Genomic DNA, 15,629 nt, shown 5'->3' with positions numbered 1-15,629 from the left:
GTCCCTCAGGCTCGTGACGCGTGGGTGGAGGTCAGCTCGGGCAGGACCTGCTCGCCGAAGGCCTCGATGAAGGCCCCCTGCTCCTGGCCGACGTGGTGCAGGTAGAGGTCGTCGAAGCCGAGCGCGGCGAGGTCCGCGAGGCGCTCACGGTGCTCACCGAGGTCGGCGGAGACCTGCACGGCGCCGCGCACGGCCTCGGTGCTGACCTGCTCACCGATGGCGTCGAACGCCTCCGCCGTCTCGGCGTCCCACGCGACGGGAGGACCGATGACGTTGCTGCGCCACTGGTCGACCGCGATGTCCTCCGCCGCCTGCTCGCTCTCTGCCCAGCTGAGGTGGACCTGGAGGGAGAGCTCGCCCCCACCGCCTGCCCCGCGGTAGGCCTCGATGACGCGGCGCAGCCGGTTCTCGGGCTGGACGATGGTGATGAGCCCGTCCGCCCACGCCGCGACCCGGGCAGCGCTCTCCACCGAGACCACGGGGGCGATGAGCCTCGGCTGCTGCTCGGGCAGGTCCCACAGCCGGGCCCGGTCGACGGTGACGAGCCCGTCGTGGCTGACCTCCTCACCGGCGAGCATCCGCCGGATGACGTCGACGCACTCGTCGAGCCGGCGGTCGCGGACCTCCTTGCGCGGCCAGCCGTCGCCGGTGATGTGCTCGTTGCTCGCCTCGCCGCTGCCCAGGGCGACCCAGAAGCGACCCTCGAACATCTGCGACAGGGTCGCGATCTTCTGGGCCGCGACCGCGGGGTGGTAGCGCTGGCCGGGCGCGCTGACGCAGCCCATCGTGAGGTTCGTCGTCGCGAGCGCGGCGCCGAGCCAGGCCCAGGTGTAGCCGCTGTGGCCCTGGCGGGCGCTCCACGGGGAGAAGTGGTCGGAGCACATCGCCATCTGGAAGCCGGCGGTCTCGGCGTGCTGGACGTCGCGCAGGAGCACCGAGGGGCTGATCTGCTCGTGGGAGGCGTGGAAGCCGTAGCGCGTCATGCCTCCACCCGACCACATCTGCGCGGCGTGGAGCCATGCCGCGGAGGGGGATCTCCGGTCGGTCGCTAGCGTGGAGCCATGGGAAGCGGGCACAGCCACGGGCACGCCGGGGCCACGCACCGGTGGCGCCTCCAGGCGGCGTTCGGTCTGGTCGCGGTGTTCTTCGTCGTCGAGCTCGTCGCAGCCCTGACCTCCGGCTCCCTCGCCCTCCTCTCCGACGCCGGTCACATGGCCGCCGACGTCGTCGCGCTCGGTGCCGCCGTCGTGGCCACCCGCGTCGCCGGCCGTCCGGACCGCACCGGCCGCCGGACCTACGGGTCGTTCCGTGCGGAGGTCTTCGCCTCGGGACTGGCGGTGCTCCTCATGGTCGGCGTCGCGGCATACATCGCGGTCGAAGCCGTGCGACGCATCGGCGACGCGGTGCAGGTGGCGACCGGCCCCATGCTCGTCGTCGGGTCGATCGGGCTCGTCGTCAACCTCATCGCCCTCGCGCTGCTTCGTGGCGGCGCCGGGGAGTCGCTCAACGTCAAGGGCGCCTACCTCGAGGTGGTCGCCGACACCCTCGGGTCGGTCGGGGTCGTCGTGGCCGGGGTGCTCGTCGCGGCGACGGGGAACGCGTGGTGGGACACGGGCATCGCGCTCGCGATCGCGGCGTTCGTCGCGGTGCGGGCCGTGCTGCTCGGCCGTGAGGTGCTCACGGTGCTGGGGCAGCACGCCCCTGCCGGCATGAGCCCGGACGACGTGACCACCGCCCTGGCCGCGGTGCCGGACGTGACCGACGTGCACGACCTCCACGTCTGGACCCTGACGTCGGGGATGAACGTCGCCACCGCACACCTCATGACGAGCGACGGCGCGGACGCCCACGCCGTCCTCGACGCCGCCCGGCGGGTGATGCGCGACGAGTTCGGGGTCGAGCACGCGACCCTGCAGGTGGAGCCCGAGTCGCACTCCGGGTGCAACGACACGACCTGGTAAAGCCCTTGCACAGGTGGCTCCGCCGATTTAGCGTCGGAGTACACGGAAGGGAGGTGGTCCAGGAATTGAATTCACATTGGACGCGTGAGGTGACTGCGCGCTAGCGCACCTCGACTGCTCGAGGTCGCGCCCCGGCGCAATCCCCAGCAGCTCACCGCAGCCCGCGGGTCGTGCAGGTCGTCCCCTGCACTCGTCGCCGACCGCTCGGTCGACAGGCCCGCGGGCTGTTCCGTGCCCATCCGTATGCCGGGTGCACGGGAGGGGACGAAGGTCCGGTTCGGAGGTGGTCGCGGTCGACGATGATGGTCGCATGCGCCTGGCCCTCCCCGTCCTCGTCCTCTCTACTGCGCTGGTCGCGGGGTGTTCCGCACCGACGACCGCCCCGACGACCGCCCCGGATGGGGCTGGCTCGGCGACGACCCAGACGGAGACCGCCCCCGCGCCGTCGGCAGCCGGTGAGGCGCTGCTGGCCAAGCACGCCCTGAGGGGGAAGAGCGCCATGGAGGTGATCGACACCCTCGACCGGATGCCGATGGACCAGCGGCCCACCGACCTCATGGCGTCGGTCCGCCCCGACAGGCTGCTCGTCTCGGGGGACGACACCGAGGTCACGTTGCCCATCCCGCCGGACCGGTTCTACCTCTCGGTGGCTCCCTACGTCGACAGCACGCACGAGTGCTTCAACCACTCGCTGACGACGTGCAAGGGGGAGCTGGGCGGCGAGGACGTGGAGGTCAGCCTCGTCGACGAGAGCACCGGCGCCGTCCTCGCGGACGGGGTGAAGACCGTCTTCGCCAACGGCTTCATCGGCTTCTGGCTCCCCAAGGACACCACCGCCACCCTGCGCATCGGGCACGAGGGCAAGGTGGCGCAGACCAAGGTCTCGACGCACGCCGATGACCCGACCTGCCTCACGACGATGCAGCTCGCCTGAGGACCGCCTCGGCGCCCGCCGGGCGGTGCACAGAAGGGTTCGCGAACCGAGCCGGTGTTCGCGAACCGGATCGAACCGGTTCAGGAGGGCGAGGCCGGTTCGCGAACCGGATCGTGCACGCCTGGACGGGGTCCTGCACCCCAGGGCCGGGTCCTGCACGGCCACCCGCACAGGCGAAGGGCCCCGATCGAACTCGGGGCCCTTCGTTGTCTGGCGGTGGCGGTGGGATTTGAACCCACGGAGGGCTTGCACCCTCACACGCTTTCGAGGCGTGCTCCTTAGGCCGCTCGGACACACCACCGCGAAGCAGGATACGCAACGACCCGGCCGGAGCGAAATCGAGCGCTTGGGTCGATCGGGTGCTGCCGGCAGACGCACGGCGCGGGTGAGGGGGCAGGTGGGTGGCGTTCTCACGCACCCCGCAGGTTTCCTTGAGGGGGAGCAGGAGCCCGGGTCAGGCGCGGGCGTCGAGCATCGACTGCATCGTCGTGATCTCCGACGTCTGGGCGCGCTTCATCGAGCCCGCGAGCGTGACGACCTCGTCACGGTCGGAGCGTGACAGCACCGCGTCGGCCATCTGGACCCCGCCGCGGTGGTGGGCGATCATCAGCTCGAGGTAGATCCGCTCGGCCTCGACCCCGGACGCGGCGCTCAGCCGTTGCAGGTCGGCGGCGGAGGCCATCCCGGGCATCGGCACCGCGTCGCCGGAGGCCGACGTGGCCCCGTGGTGGTCCGAGCCCATCCACTCCATCGGCGTCTGCGAGCCGGTCGGGGTGAGCCCCCACAGCTGCAGCCACGCGAACATCTGGCCGGACTGCTGCTGCTGGCTCGTCGCGATGTCGTTGGCCATCGTGCGCACGGCGGGGTCGGTGGTCCGGTCGACGACGAGGAGCGACATCTGGACGGCCTGGCCGTGGTGGGTCTGCATGTCCCGCGCGAACCCGGCCTCGGCCGACCCGTCCAGCGGGAACCCGCCCCGGCCGAACAGCGCCCATCCGAGCACGAGGCCGACGAGCAGCGACGCGACGCCGAGGAGGACGGCCAAGCCGACGACCTCCCCCCGCGAGCGGGAGGAGGTCGTCGGCTGGAGCGAGGTGCTGTCGGTCACGATGCCGAGGGGGAGGGGGTCGCGGCGGACGGCGACGGGCTCGTGGCCGCGGACGGGGAGGTCGACGGCGACGCGGACGGCGACGCCGACGGCGAGGTCGGCGGCGGCATGTCCGAGCCGTCGGTGCCGTTGGTGCAGAGCGCGCCCGGCTCCGGCGTCTGCGGACCCTGGCGGTACTCCTTGATGAACTCCTCCAGGCGCGGGTCGTCGGCGCCGGTCAGGGCGAGCTGCTTGCCCCAGGCCGAGACGACGACCGGTGCGGGCAGGCCCTCGTACGGGGAGAGCACCGAGTACGTGTCCGGCGCGATGTCCCTGAGCGTGTCGACGTCGGACTGGGCCAGGTCGGGCTGGTAGGTGATCCACACCGCGCCGTGCTCCATCGAGTGCACGGCGTTCTCGCTGCGCACCGGAGCGTCGTAGACGCCGCAGTTGAGCCACACCGGGTGGTGCTCGCCGCCGACGGGCGGGTTCTCCTTGTAGGTGACGGTCGACTCCGTGTGGGCCCCGGCGTCGTACTTGAAGGACTTGACCGCCGCCATGCTCGGGGTGTTGGACTTGTCGCTGATCACGGCGAACGCGACGGCGCCGACGACGATCGCGATCGTCACGGCGGCTGCCCCCCAGATCGCCATCAGCCGACGGCGGTCCTTCTTCTGCTGCTCCTTGCGCATCTGTGAAACTCGGTCAGAGGTGCTGCGCTCATTGGCGCGCGCCTTCTTGCTGCCACTCCCGGACGGGGCCACGACACACTCCTGTAGATCGATCGGTGTCGGGCGATTGTCACCCATGCACCTGAATGCCGGCTGACCCCGTCCGCCATCAGGCCACCCACTGGCGGTGGGCCGCCGCCCAGGTGGCACCCACGAGGAGCACGAACGACAGTCCCAGCCCCACGGCATACCAGCGTCGGTATGCCGTCGTGTCGCGCATCGTCGCGACGGCGAGGTAGGCGGGGAACCAGGTGAGGGCGTAGCGGGGGGCCGAGACCCAGAGCGTCGAGCAGAGGACCACCCCCAGGGTGAGGGTCATGTAGGTCAGCTCGGGCCAGCGCCGCTGTCGCGCAAGCAGGACGCACAGCGCGAGCCCGAGCGCGACGGCGACGATGTCGGCGGCCCGGCTCGCGGCGAGCCACGTGGTCGGGCTGTCGAGCAGGGCTCTCCACGCGGCCGCGGCCCCGTCCCACGGCCACGCGACCGACCGGTCCCAGCCCGTGGCCTCGGCCTCGCGCCAGGCGTCCCACGACCCGGTCCGCGAGTGGAGGTGGACGACGAAGGCGCCGACGCCCAGGGAGGGGAGGCCGAGCGCGAGGACGTCCGGGCGGGGGCGGGGGCGGCCGTCGCTGTTCCACTGCACGGCGTACATGACGACGAGGGCTGCCGCGAGGAACAGGCCGTTGACGCGCACCGCGGCGGCGAGGGCGGCCACGCTCCCGGCCCACCACCACTGGCGCCGGCCCGCCAGCAGCCACGCGCCGAGGGCCAGTGCGAGGAAGAGCCCCTCGGTGTAGACCGCGACGAGGAAGAAGCCCGCCGGTGCCACCAGGAGCAGGGCGAGGGCCCGGCGGGCCGCGAGGGGACCGCCGCGCGCGTCCTCGGACACGAGGGCCCACAGGAGTGCCGCCGCGACACCTCCGGCGGCGACGCTGACGAGCAACCCTGCGGCAGTGACGTTCCCACCATGCAGCGGCGTGAGTGCCGCCATCGCGAGGGGGTAGCCGGGGAAGAACGCCTGGTCGCAGCAGTCGAGGCCGGGCGGCAGGTAGCCGAGCGACGCGATGCGCACGAAGTGGTAGCTGTCCCAGGCCGAGAAGCGGTCGAGCCACCACACGCCGCTCGCCCACTCGTGACCCACGGCGCCCTGGCCCGTGGCGGCGGCCATGGCGAGCACGGTCGCGCCGAGGAGGAGCCGGGAGAGGAGGAAGGCCACCGCCGCCCGCGGGGCGGAGGTCACCTCAGCCCGCTGACGGGGAGGCGGAGGGGGACGGGACCGGGCACATGGGCCTGCCCGTGGCCTTGGGGGCCGGCGCGAGGGTCGTGAACTTGGCGCCGATGACGACGTCGACGACCGTGCTCTTGCGCTTGTCGGCCAGCTGCGTGGTGCCCTTGCCGCCGAGCGGGGCCAGCAGCCGCGCACGGCTGGCCCCGGCGGGCCCGAACCGCACCTCGAGCGGCCCGGCGACGACGCGGTCAAGGGGGTCGTTGCTCACGTCGCGGATCGTGTAGCCGCGGGCGCGCAGCTCCCTGGCCGTGCGTGCGGCCAGACCGTTGCGCGACGTCGCGTTGTAGACGTTGACCGTGGTGGTGGCCGGTGTCGGGACCTTGGGGTCGTACGGGCGGCACGTGGCCTCGACGCCCGTCGGGGGCTCAGGGTTGAGCGAGGCCCGGTAGTAGGAGAACGCGTACCAGAACGCGAAGAACAGCATGAGGATGACGACGAGGATGGTCGTCGTGGTCCTGCGGTGCTGTCGACGGTGTCGCAGCTCGTCGGTGAGGTCGCGGTCGGACATCGTCGGTCACTCGATCACGAGGACGCGGGCATGCAGCGTCGGTCGTTGGTGGAGGGCGGCGCGCAGCGCCCGGTGAAGGCCGTCCTCGAGGTAGAGCGTCCCCTCGAACTCGACGACGTGGGCGAACAGGTCCCCGTAGAACGTCGAGTCCTCCGAGAGGAGCATGCCGAGGTCGAGGGTGCGCTTGGTCGTCACGAGGTCGTCGAGGCGCACGAGCCGCGGGGGCACGTTCGACCACTGGCGCGTGCTGTACCCGTGCTCCGGGTACGGACGCGTGTCGCCGACGGCCTTGAAGATCACGCCCGCCACTGTAGGACGGCGACGGCATGGGGTGCGGCACGCCTCACGGGTCGTGAGGACACTGTGACCCGGCGTATGCCGTCCGCCCGCGTCCCCGTGCGCCGTGACGTCCCCGCTCAGGAGGCGGCGGTCGCGAGCTGGAGCTCGACCTGTTCGGCCGACAGGACGTGCTGGATCACCATGGTGGCGGCGCCGATGACTCCGGCATGGTCGCCCGTGCGGGCGGTGACGATCTGCAGCTCCTCCGTGGCCAGCGGGAGCGACCGGCCGTAGACGACCTCGCGGATCCCGGCGAGCAGGCTCTCCGCGGACTGGGCGAGCACCCCGCCCACGGCGATGACCGACGGGTTGAGCAGGCTGACGATCGAGGCGAGGACCTCGCCGATCTCGCGCCCGGCCTGCCGGAGCGCGGCGATGGCCTCGGGGTTGCCCGCCCGGGCCAGGGCGAGCAGCTCGCGGCTGTCGGCGACCCGGATGCCACGAGCGGCGAGCTGGGCGACGATCGCCGGGCCACTGGCGACGGCCTCGAGGCACCCGATGTTGCCGCACGTGCAGAGGATCCCGGCGCCGTGGGGTGCGGCGACGTGGCCGAGGTCGCCGGCGGAGCCCTGGGCCCCCCGGTGGAGCTGGCCGCCGCTGATGATGCCGGCGCCGATGCCGGTCGCGACCTTGACGAAGACGAGGTGCTCGACGTCGGGGTAGATCGTCGCGTGCTCGCCGAGCGCCATGATGTTGACGTCGTTGTCGACGAGGACCGGGCCGCCGAGCGCGGCGGAGACGTGCGCCGGGACGTCGTAGCCGTCCCAGCCCGGCATGATCGGGGGAGAGGCGGGGCGACCGGTGGAGTGCTCGACGGGACCGGGCAGCCCGAGGCCGACACCGACGAGCTGGCGCTTGGTCTTGCGGGCCGAACGCAGCAGTGCTCGGCTGATGGTCACCACCGCGTCGAGGACGACCTCCGGGCCCTGGCGGATGTCGAGCTCCTGTGACGTCTCGGCGACCACCCGTCCGCTGAGGTCCGTGAGGGCGACGGTCGCATGGGTCGCGCCGAGGTCGGCGCCGATGACGAAGCCGGCCTCGGGGTTGAAGGCGAGGCGCGTGGGAGGTCGTCCTCCGGTGGACCGTGACTCCCCCGCAGGTGCGAGCAGGCCTGCGGCGAGCAGCGACTCGACGCGCGCTCCCACCGTCGAGCGCGCCAGACCGGTGAGCTGGATGAGCTCGGCGCGGGTGCGTGGCTGGCCGTCCCTCATGAGCTGGAGGAGGGCTCCGGCGCCTGCCGCGGTGGCGCCCGTCGGGGCATGGACCCCGGCGGGTGCCCGGGGGTGGAGGTCGACGGACGTACTCACGCTCGTAGTGAAGCACATGAGCGGACTTCGGTCACCTGCACGAACCGATGATTGTCCACGACGCAAAACTTTTGCTTGACGATCAGACAAAAGGGCAATAGCGTCCTCGTCATGACTCGAGGCAATGAGGCCTCACCTCTTTTGGTGATGGCCGGAATCGTGAAGAGGTTCCCCGGTGTGGTCGCACTCGGCGGGGTCGACCTGGACGTGCGTCCGGGGGAGGTGCACTGCCTGCTCGGGCAGAACGGCGCCGGCAAGTCCACCCTCATCAAGACGCTGGCCGGGGTGCACACGCCGGACGAGGGCACGATCACGTGGGACGGCTCCGAGGTGACCCTCGGGCACCCCCAGGCGGCCATGGACATGGGCATCGCGACGATGTACCAGGAGCTCGACCTCGTCGAGGGGCTGACCGTCGCCGAGAACATCTTCCTCGGCCACGAGAAGTCCCGGTTCGGCATCTCGCAGCGCTCCGCGGCCCGGGCCGAGACGAGGGCGCTGCTCGAGCGGCTCGGCCATCCCGAGATCTCCCCGACGACCGAGGTCGGCGACCTGTCCGCCGCCGGCCAGCAGATCATCAGCATGGCGCGGGCGCTGTCGCGCCATGCGCGGCTCATCGTCATGGACGAGCCGTCGGCCGTCCTCGACGGCGGTGAGGTCGAGCGTCTCTTCGACGTCATCCGACAGCTCACCGCGGAGGGCGTCGCCGTCGTCTACATCTCGCACCGGCTCGAGGAGATCCGGGTCATCGGTGACCGGGTCACCGTCCTCAAGGACGGACGCACGGTCGCCACCGGGCTGCCCGCCAAGGAGACCCCCACCGCCGAGGTCATCCGACTCATGACCGGCCGGTCGATCGAGTACGTCTTCCCCGAGCGCCGGTCCTCCCCCGAGGGTGACCCCCTGCTCGTCGTCGAGGGCATCTCCCGCCGGGGCGAGTTCCAGGACGTGAGCTTCGAGGTGCGACCCGGAGAGGTGGTCGGACTCGCCGGGCTCGTCGGTGCCGGACGCTCCGAGATCGTCGAGACCGTCTTCGGCGCCCGGAAGGCCGACACCGGCACGGTCACCGTCGGCGGCAGGCGCCTGCGACCGGGGTCGGTGGGCTCCGCCGTCGACGCCGGTGTCGGGCTCTGCCCCGAGGAGCGCAAGAGCCAGGCGCTGGTGCTCGGTGACAGCGTGGCGCACAACATCAGCATGGCCACGCTCACCCGCTTCGCGCGGGGCGGGTTCATCGACCGCACCGCCGAGAACAACGCCGCGCAGGAGCTCGCCACGAGCCTCGACCTGCGGCCGACCGGGGTCACCCGCGAGATCCGCACGCTCTCCGGCGGCAACCAGCAGAAGGTCGTGCTCGCCCGGTGGCTGCTGCGCGGCTGCCGCGTCCTCCTGCTCGACGAGCCCACACGCGGTGTCGACATCGGCGCCCGGTCCGAGATCTATGCACTCGTCCGCCGGCTCGCCGACGACGGCGTCGCCGTGGTCGTCGTCTCCAGCGAGATCGAGGAGGTCCTCGGTCTGGCCGACCGTGTCCTCGTCGTCGGCGACGGCCAGGTCCTGCACGAGGCGCCGTCCGGCGACCTCGACGAGCACCGCGTGCTCGACATCATCATGAGAGGAGACGCCGCATGAGCGTCGAGACCCCACGCACCTCCGAGGAGCCCTCGGGCAGCCAGGCGATGGTGGCGCCCGCCGCCACCGCCGGACCCGGCCCCGGTGCCCTGAGCCGGTTCATGAGCGGGTCGGCCACGCGCAACCTCGGCCTCGTCATCGCTCTCGTCCTCCTCTGCATCGTCGGGATCGCCACCGCTGGTGACCGGTTCGGCAGCATCGACAACGCCCTGACGGTCCTGCGGTTCGCCGCGGTCATCGGGGTCGTCAGCGTCGGGATGACGTTCGTCATCTGCGGCGGTGGCATCGACCTCTCCGTCGGGGCCATCGTGGCCCTGTCGTCGGTCTGGGCCACCACGCTCGCCACCCAGACGCTGGCGGAGGACATCCACTGGATCGTCATGGTGCTCACCGCGCTGGTCGTCGGCGCCGCCTGCGGGCTCGTCAACGGAGTCCTCGTCGCGTACGGCAAGGTCGCGCCGTTCATCGCCACCCTGGCGATGCTCGCCGCGGCCCGGGGTCTCGCCGAGATCATCGCCCAGCGCCGCACGCAGATCGTGCGGGACCGCGGCTTCATCGACTTCTTCGGCGGCAGCGTCATCGGCATCCCGGTCCTCGTCATCATCTTCGCCCTCGTCGCCACGCTCGGCTGGGTCCTGCTCAACCGCACGACCTTCGGGCGCCGGACGCTCGCGATCGGCGGCAACCCGGAGGCCGCGCGACTGGCCGGGATCAAGGTCCAGCGGCAGACGGCATACCTCTACGTCCTCCTCGGACTGGCCTGCGGGCTGGCCGCCGTCATGCTCATGGCGCGCACGACGACCGGCACGTCCACCCACGGCGGGCTCTACGAGCTCGAGGCCATCGCAGCCGTCGTCATCGGTGGCACCCTCCTCAGCGGCGGCCGCGGAACGATCGTCGGCACCGTGCTCGGCGTGCTCATCTTCGCGACGCTCACCAACGTCTTCACCCTCAACAACCTCGACACGTCGACCCAGAACGTCGCCAAGGGCGTGATCATCGTGGCCGCAGTCCTCCTGCAGCAGTGGCTCGCTGCTCGCCGGCGAAGCACCTAGTCCCAGCTCCTCCGCACCACGGCACCACGCACGGCACCACCGCTCCCTTCACCCACCCCGCACCACAGCCCAGGAGAGACACCATGAACCGTCGCACCATCTCCCGCCCCGTCCGCACCGCCGCGGCACTCGGCGTCGTCGCCCTCGTCGCCGCCGGCTGCACGAGCAACACCCCCGAGGACGAGGGCACGACGTCCTCGGACAGCCAGCGGGCCGGCAGCAACAACGACGAGCCGGGAGACAAGATCACCATCGGGTTCTCCGGGCCGGCGGCCGACCACGGCTGGCTGGGCGCCATCAACTCCGCCGCCCAGGCCGAGGCCAAGAAGTTCTCCGACGTCGAGTTCAAGGCCGCCGAGGGAACGAACGACGCGAGCCTGCAGATCTCCCAGATCGAGACCTTCATCAACGACAAGGTCGACGCGATCGTCCTCCTCCCCACCGACGGCGCTGCCCTCACCGAGGTCGCCACCAAGGCCATGCAGGCCGGCATCATCGTCGTCAACGTCGACCGTGAGTTCTCGACGCCGTTCGCGGCGCGCACGACGATCCTCGGCGACAACTACGGCATGGGCGTCAGCGCGGGCACCTACGCCTGCAAGCTCGTCACGGACAAGAAGCTCACCAACCCGGTCATCGCCGAGATCGCCGGAATCGACGCGCTGCCCCTGACCCAGGACCGCAGCAAGGGCTTCGCCGACGCGCTCAAGGCCTGCAACCAGACGGTCGACAACCGCGTCGCCGCCGAGTTCACCGTCGAGTCCGGGGAGAAGGTCGCCTCCAACCTCCTCCAGGCGGCACCCAGGCTCGACATCATCTGGAACCACGACGACGACCAGGGCGTCGGCGTCATGGCCGCGTTCGACAACGCCAAGCGCAGCGAGTTCTCGTTCATCGGTGGGGCCGGTTCGGCCAACGCCATGCGCTGGATCAAGGAGGGCAAGATGGAGGCCACCGTGCTCTACCCGCCCACCCAGGCGGCTGACGGCGTGCGCCTCGCCCGGCTCCTCGCCCAGGACAAGAGCATGAGCGACCTCGTCCAGGTGGCCGTCCCGCGCCGCATCGTCCTCGACGCCCCGGTCGTCACCAAGGACAACGTGGAGGAGTACCTCCCCCTCGGCTTCGAGTCCTGAGCCCTCGAGTCCTCGAGCACCGAGTCACGTCAGGGAAGGCTTCACGGATGAATGAGCTGGACGAGACCGGCGGACCCACGGGTTCGCCGCCCGAGCCCCGACGCCTCGGCGTCGCCATGATCGGCTACGCGTTCATGGGTCAGGCGCACTCCCAGGGGTGGCGCAACGCGCGCAGCTTCTTCGACCCCGCGGTCGTGCCCGAGCTCCGGGTGGTCTGCGGCCGCAACGCCGAGGCCGCGCAGGACCTGGCCCGGCGCTTCGGCTGGGAGTCGGTCGAGACCGACTGGCGCGCCGCGATCGCCCGCGACGACGTCGACATCGTCGACATCTGCACCCCGGGCGACACCCACGCCGAGATCGCGCTCGCCGCGCTCGCCGCGGGCAAGCACGTGCTGTGCGAGAAGCCGTTGGCGAACTCCGTCGAGGAGGCCGTCACCATGGCCGACGCGGCGGGGCGGGCCAGCGCTTCCGGCACGCGCAGCATGGTGGGGTTCACCTACCGTCGCGTGCCGGCCATCGCCCTCGCTCAGCAGCTCGTCGCGGCCGGGCGGATCGGCGAGGTGCGGCACGTCCGTGCGCAGTACCTCCAGGACTGGCTCGTCGACCCGGAGTCGCCGCTCACGTGGCGGCTGCAGAAGGAGCGAGCCGGCTCGGGAGCACTCGGCGACATCGGTGCCCACGTCATCGACCTCACCCAGTTCATCACCGGTGACCGCCTGGCCGGTGTCAGCGGGCTCACCGAGACCTTCGTCAAGGAGCGCCCCCTGCCCCGGGCCTCGAGCGGGCTGTCGGCCACGGTCGGCTCGGGGACCGGGCAGGTGACCGTCGACGACGCGACCGTGTTCATCGGGCGCTTCTCCGGCGGGGCCCTCGCCTCCTTCGAGGCGACCCGGTTCGCCACGGGCCGCAAGAACGCGATCCGGGTGGAGCTCAACGGGACCACGGGCAGCATCGCCTTCGACTTCGAGGACATGAACGTCCTCAACGTCTACGAGGCCGACGGCGACGAGCCCGGGTTCCGCCGGGTCCAGGTCACCGAGGCCCACCACCCCTACGTCGCGCCGTGGTGGCCGCCGGGTCACGGCCTCGGCTACGAGCACGGCTTCACCCACCAGGCGGCCGACTTCCTCACCGCCATCGCCGACGGGACCGACCCCGAGCCGTCGTTCGCCGACGGGCTGGGCGTGCAGCGCGTCCTCGAGGCCGTCGAGACGAGCGCCGCGAGCGGCGCCGCGTGGACCCCGATCGCGCCACCCGCCGTCGGCTGACCACAGCCCTCCCACCCCCGCAGCACCCACCGCCCCTGAGAGGAGATCCCCGGTTCGTCCCGCCTCACCCATGTCATTGCAGTGACGAAGGAGCAGCAGAACATGAACACCGACAACGACGTCAACGTCTCGGGCCTGGTCACCAAGCTCGGCCTCAACCGCCGGCAGTTCTTCGCGGCGACCACCGGGATGGCGGCAGCGGCAGCGTTCACCGCCCCCGCCGCCCTGGCCGGCCCCGCCGGCGGCAAGGCGAACGGCGTGCTCGTGCCCCCCGGCAAGCGAGGCATCATCCTCTACACCGTCCGCGACGCGGTCGGCCGCGACCCGCTCGCCACGCACCTCGCCTCGGGCTTCAAGGAGGTGCTCAAGGAGCTCGCGACGATCGGCTACAAGCAGATCGAGTTCGCGGGCTACCGGCAGCATGCCAACGCCGAGGGTGGCGCCGACCTCAACACGGTGGCCGGAGCCACCCAGCTGCGCGGCTGGCTGGACGAGTTCGGGCTGGAGGCAGAGGGCAACCACGGCAGCATCCCCGCATCGGTCACCGACGCGACGATCTCGCAGTTCGACGCCGCGTGCGAGATCTCCAACATCCTCGGCATGGGGCACATCGGCACGGGCAACGACCCGACCACCAGCGCCCATGTCGCCGACTGGGAGCTCGCGGCGGAGCGGTGGAACTTCTTCGGTGAGCGGGCGGCCTCCCACGGGCTGAAGCTCTACACGCACAACCACGACATCGCCTACAGCTTCCTGCTCGACAGCGGCCCGCTGGACCTGCAAGGGCGTCCGACGAGGAGCAGCGGCATCCGCCGCCTCGAGCACTTCCTGGCGAACACCGACCCGGCGTACGTCCACCTCGAGATGGACGTCTACTGGGCGCACGTCGCGCAGTACAAGCACCACACGTACACCGCCCCCGACGGCTCCGTCGTGACCGGCGCCGTCTTCGACCCGGCGGGCGTCGTCGCGGCGCAGACGAAGCGCTTCCCGCTCTTCCACGCCAAGGACGGCGCCTCGCTCCCGGGCACGACCAACGGCTACGCCATCGTCCCGTTCGGGGTCGGCGACATCGACTACACGACCTTCTTCCAGCGGGTCGGGGCCAAGGGCTCGCACAACCCGATGTGGGAGCAGGACAACGCCGGTGGCGGCGCCGCCAACCCGGCGCAGTCGCTCGAGTTCGCCAGGCTCAGCTACGACAACCTGGCCGCCCTGCGCGGCTGACCGCTCCACCGGTCCCGGCCCGGGCACGCTGTTGCAGCAGGGGCCCGGGCCGGGACCGGCTTCCGCCCGACTCTCGACAAGCTGGACGTGACCCGGATTCTACGGACCGTGGACCGGCGCAGACGCACACATTGGAGGACTGACGTGGCACGACCGATCACCCTGTTCACGGGGCAGTGGGCCGACCTTCCGTTCGAGGAGGTGTGCCGCCTCGCTGGGTCGTGGGGGTACGACGGACTCGAGATCGCCTGCTGGGGCGACCACTTCGAGGTCGACCGCGCGCTCGCCGAGGACGACTACGTCGACGGCCGCCTCGAGATCCTCGAACGCCACGGCCTCAAGGTCTGGGCCATCTCCAACCACCTCGTCGGGCAGGCGGTCTGCGACGACCCGATCGACCAGCGGCACCAGGACATCCTCCCGGCCGACGTCTGGGGCGACGGAGACCCCGAGGGCGTGCGGCAGCGCGCCGCCCGGCGGATGGCCGACACCGCACGCGCCGCCGCGAAGCTCGGCGTCGACACGGTCATCGGCTTCACCGGCTCCGCGATCTGGAAGTACGTCGCGATGTTCCCCCCGGTGCCGGCCGAGACGATCGAGGCCGGCTACCAGGACTTCGCCGACCGCTGGAACCCGATCCTCGACGTCTACGACGAGGTCGGCGTCCGGTTCGCGCACGAGGTCCACCCGAGCGAGATCGCCTACGACCACTGGACGACGGTGCGCACCCTCGAGGCGATCGGGCACCGCCCCGCCTTCGGCCTCAACTGGGACCCCTCGCACATGATCTGGCAGGACCTCGACCCCGCCGCCTTCATCTGGGACTTCCAGGACCGGATCTACCACGTCGACTGCAAGGACATCAGGATGCGGGTGGGCAACGGCCGCAACGGTCGCCTCTCCTCGCATCTGCCCTGGTCCGACCCCCGGCGCGGCTGGGACTTCGTCTCGACCGGCCACGGGGACGTCCCGTGGGAGGACTGCTTCCGCACCCTCACCGCGATCGGCTACGACGGCCCGATCTCGGTGGAGTGGGAGGACGCCGGCATGGACCGGCTCGTCGGCGCCGCCGAGGCCGTGGAGTTCGTGCGCCGACTGGCGTTCGACAAGCCCGACGCGGCGTTCGACGCCGCCTTCAGCACGAAGAAATGACGGTGGCTGC

The 15,629-nt window shown here is 71.4% G+C and carries 15 protein-coding genes and 1 tRNA gene; 8 read left to right on the top strand and 8 right to left on the bottom strand.

Annotated elements, in window-relative coordinates; all coding sequences use genetic code 11:
- Positions 1-5 precede the first annotated feature (5 nt).
- Positions 6-983 carry a TIGR03885 family FMN-dependent LLM class oxidoreductase gene (locus AC3EU2_RS05550; protein WP_488178718.1) on the bottom strand — a complete coding sequence of 326 codons (978 nt, stop codon included), beginning with the start codon at positions 981-983 and terminating at the stop codon, positions 6-8.
- Between the two features lie 78 nt (positions 984-1,061).
- Between AC3EU2_RS05550 and AC3EU2_RS05545 the strand changes: the two genes are divergently transcribed.
- Positions 1,062-1,961: a cation diffusion facilitator family transporter gene (locus AC3EU2_RS05545; protein ID WP_488178717.1), complete on the top strand. Its 900-nt coding sequence runs from the start codon at positions 1,062-1,064 to the stop codon at positions 1,959-1,961.
- 310 nt (positions 1,962-2,271) lie between these two features.
- Positions 2,272-2,895, top strand: a complete 624-nt coding sequence (locus AC3EU2_RS05540) for a CueP family metal-binding protein (RefSeq protein ID WP_488178716.1) — start codon at positions 2,272-2,274, stop codon at positions 2,893-2,895.
- A gap of 211 nt (positions 2,896-3,106) precedes the next feature.
- On the opposite strand, the gene AC3EU2_RS05535 is transcribed toward AC3EU2_RS05540, so the two are convergent.
- The 7 genes from AC3EU2_RS05535 to AC3EU2_RS05505 all read right to left on the bottom strand — a co-directional run bounded on the left by AC3EU2_RS05535 (position 3,107) and on the right by AC3EU2_RS05505 (position 8,155).
- A tRNA-Ser gene (locus AC3EU2_RS05535) sits at positions 3,107-3,196 on the bottom strand.
- Between the two features lie 153 nt (positions 3,197-3,349).
- A complete protein-coding gene (locus AC3EU2_RS05530) occupies positions 3,350-4,003 on the bottom strand; it encodes a DUF305 domain-containing protein (RefSeq protein WP_488178715.1) in 654 nt (217 codons plus the stop codon).
- Positions 4,000-4,791: a thioredoxin-like domain-containing protein gene (locus tag AC3EU2_RS05525; RefSeq protein ID WP_488178714.1), complete on the bottom strand. Its 792-nt coding sequence runs from the start codon at positions 4,789-4,791 to the stop codon at positions 4,000-4,002. The genes AC3EU2_RS05530 and AC3EU2_RS05525 overlap by 4 nt, the downstream gene beginning before the upstream one ends.
- Positions 4,792-4,822: 31 nt before the next feature.
- A complete protein-coding gene (locus tag AC3EU2_RS05520) occupies positions 4,823-5,953 on the bottom strand; it encodes a mannosyltransferase family protein (RefSeq protein ID WP_488178713.1) in 1,131 nt (376 codons plus the stop codon).
- Position 5,954: 1 nt separating this feature from the next.
- Positions 5,955-6,509 carry a LytR C-terminal domain-containing protein gene (locus AC3EU2_RS05515; RefSeq protein ID WP_488178712.1) on the bottom strand — a complete coding sequence of 185 codons (555 nt, stop codon included), beginning with the start codon at positions 6,507-6,509 and terminating at the stop codon, positions 5,955-5,957.
- Between the two features lie 6 nt (positions 6,510-6,515).
- The gene (locus AC3EU2_RS05510) at positions 6,516-6,809 is read right to left on the bottom strand and encodes a type II toxin-antitoxin system VapB family antitoxin (RefSeq protein WP_009776380.1); all 294 of its coding nucleotides are present in this window, start codon (positions 6,807-6,809) and stop codon (positions 6,516-6,518) included.
- A gap of 116 nt (positions 6,810-6,925) precedes the next feature.
- A complete protein-coding gene (locus tag AC3EU2_RS05505) occupies positions 6,926-8,155 on the bottom strand; it encodes an ROK family protein (RefSeq protein ID WP_488178711.1) in 1,230 nt (409 codons plus the stop codon).
- A 147-nt stretch (positions 8,156-8,302) separates the two neighbouring features.
- On the opposite strand from AC3EU2_RS05505, the gene AC3EU2_RS05500 reads away from it, so the two are divergent.
- The 6 genes from AC3EU2_RS05500 (at position 8,303) to AC3EU2_RS05475 (ending at position 15,619) form a co-directional block, all read left to right on the top strand.
- Positions 8,303-9,784 carry a sugar ABC transporter ATP-binding protein gene (locus tag AC3EU2_RS05500; RefSeq protein ID WP_488178710.1) on the top strand — a complete coding sequence of 494 codons (1,482 nt, stop codon included), beginning with the start codon at positions 8,303-8,305 and terminating at the stop codon, positions 9,782-9,784.
- Complete coding sequence (locus AC3EU2_RS05495) at positions 9,781-10,839, top strand: ABC transporter permease (RefSeq protein WP_488178709.1); 1,059 nt, start codon at positions 9,781-9,783, stop codon at positions 10,837-10,839. Before AC3EU2_RS05500 ends, AC3EU2_RS05495 begins: the two co-directional genes overlap by 4 nt.
- 83 nt (positions 10,840-10,922) lie before the next feature.
- Positions 10,923-11,972, top strand: a complete 1,050-nt coding sequence (locus AC3EU2_RS05490) for a substrate-binding domain-containing protein (RefSeq protein WP_488178708.1) — start codon at positions 10,923-10,925, stop codon at positions 11,970-11,972.
- A gap of 47 nt (positions 11,973-12,019) precedes the next feature.
- On the top strand, positions 12,020-13,240 hold the full coding sequence (locus AC3EU2_RS05485) for a Gfo/Idh/MocA family protein (protein WP_488178707.1): 1,221 nt from the start codon (positions 12,020-12,022) through the stop codon (positions 13,238-13,240).
- 102 nt (positions 13,241-13,342) lie between these two features.
- Positions 13,343-14,467 carry a sugar phosphate isomerase/epimerase family protein gene (locus AC3EU2_RS05480; RefSeq protein ID WP_488178706.1) on the top strand — a complete coding sequence of 375 codons (1,125 nt, stop codon included), beginning with the start codon at positions 13,343-13,345 and terminating at the stop codon, positions 14,465-14,467.
- Positions 14,468-14,611: 144 nt separating this feature from the next.
- Positions 14,612-15,619, top strand: coding sequence for a sugar phosphate isomerase/epimerase family protein (locus tag AC3EU2_RS05475; RefSeq protein WP_488178705.1), 1,008 nt, complete (start codon positions 14,612-14,614; stop codon positions 15,617-15,619).
- Positions 15,620-15,629: the final 10 nt, after the last annotated feature.

The sequence above is a fragment of the Knoellia sp. B-D-2 genome (genome assembly GCF_057714695.1).
This window is presented reverse-complemented; position numbering and strand designations above follow the sequence as displayed.

Coding starts and splice junctions, on each gene's coding strand:
- AC3EU2_RS05525 (WP_488178714.1), bottom strand. CDS start 4,791: ATGGGTGACAATCGCCCGACACCGATCGATCTACAGGAGTGTGTCGTG.
- AC3EU2_RS05540 (WP_488178716.1), top strand. CDS start 2,272: ATGCGCCTGGCCCTCCCCGTCCTCGTCCTCTCTACTGCGCTGGTCGCG.
- AC3EU2_RS05545 (WP_488178717.1), top strand. CDS start 1,062: ATGGGAAGCGGGCACAGCCACGGGCACGCCGGGGCCACGCACCGGTGG.
- AC3EU2_RS05490 (WP_488178708.1), top strand. CDS start 10,923: ATGAACCGTCGCACCATCTCCCGCCCCGTCCGCACCGCCGCGGCACTC.
- AC3EU2_RS05485 (WP_488178707.1), top strand. CDS start 12,020: ATGAATGAGCTGGACGAGACCGGCGGACCCACGGGTTCGCCGCCCGAG.
- AC3EU2_RS05515 (WP_488178712.1), bottom strand. CDS start 6,509: ATGTCCGACCGCGACCTCACCGACGAGCTGCGACACCGTCGACAGCAC.
- AC3EU2_RS05550 (WP_488178718.1), bottom strand. CDS start 983: ATGACGCGCTACGGCTTCCACGCCTCCCACGAGCAGATCAGCCCCTCG.
- AC3EU2_RS05495 (WP_488178709.1), top strand. CDS start 9,781: ATGAGCGTCGAGACCCCACGCACCTCCGAGGAGCCCTCGGGCAGCCAG.
- AC3EU2_RS05500 (WP_488178710.1), top strand. CDS start 8,303: ATGGCCGGAATCGTGAAGAGGTTCCCCGGTGTGGTCGCACTCGGCGGG.
- AC3EU2_RS05480 (WP_488178706.1), top strand. CDS start 13,343: ATGAACACCGACAACGACGTCAACGTCTCGGGCCTGGTCACCAAGCTC.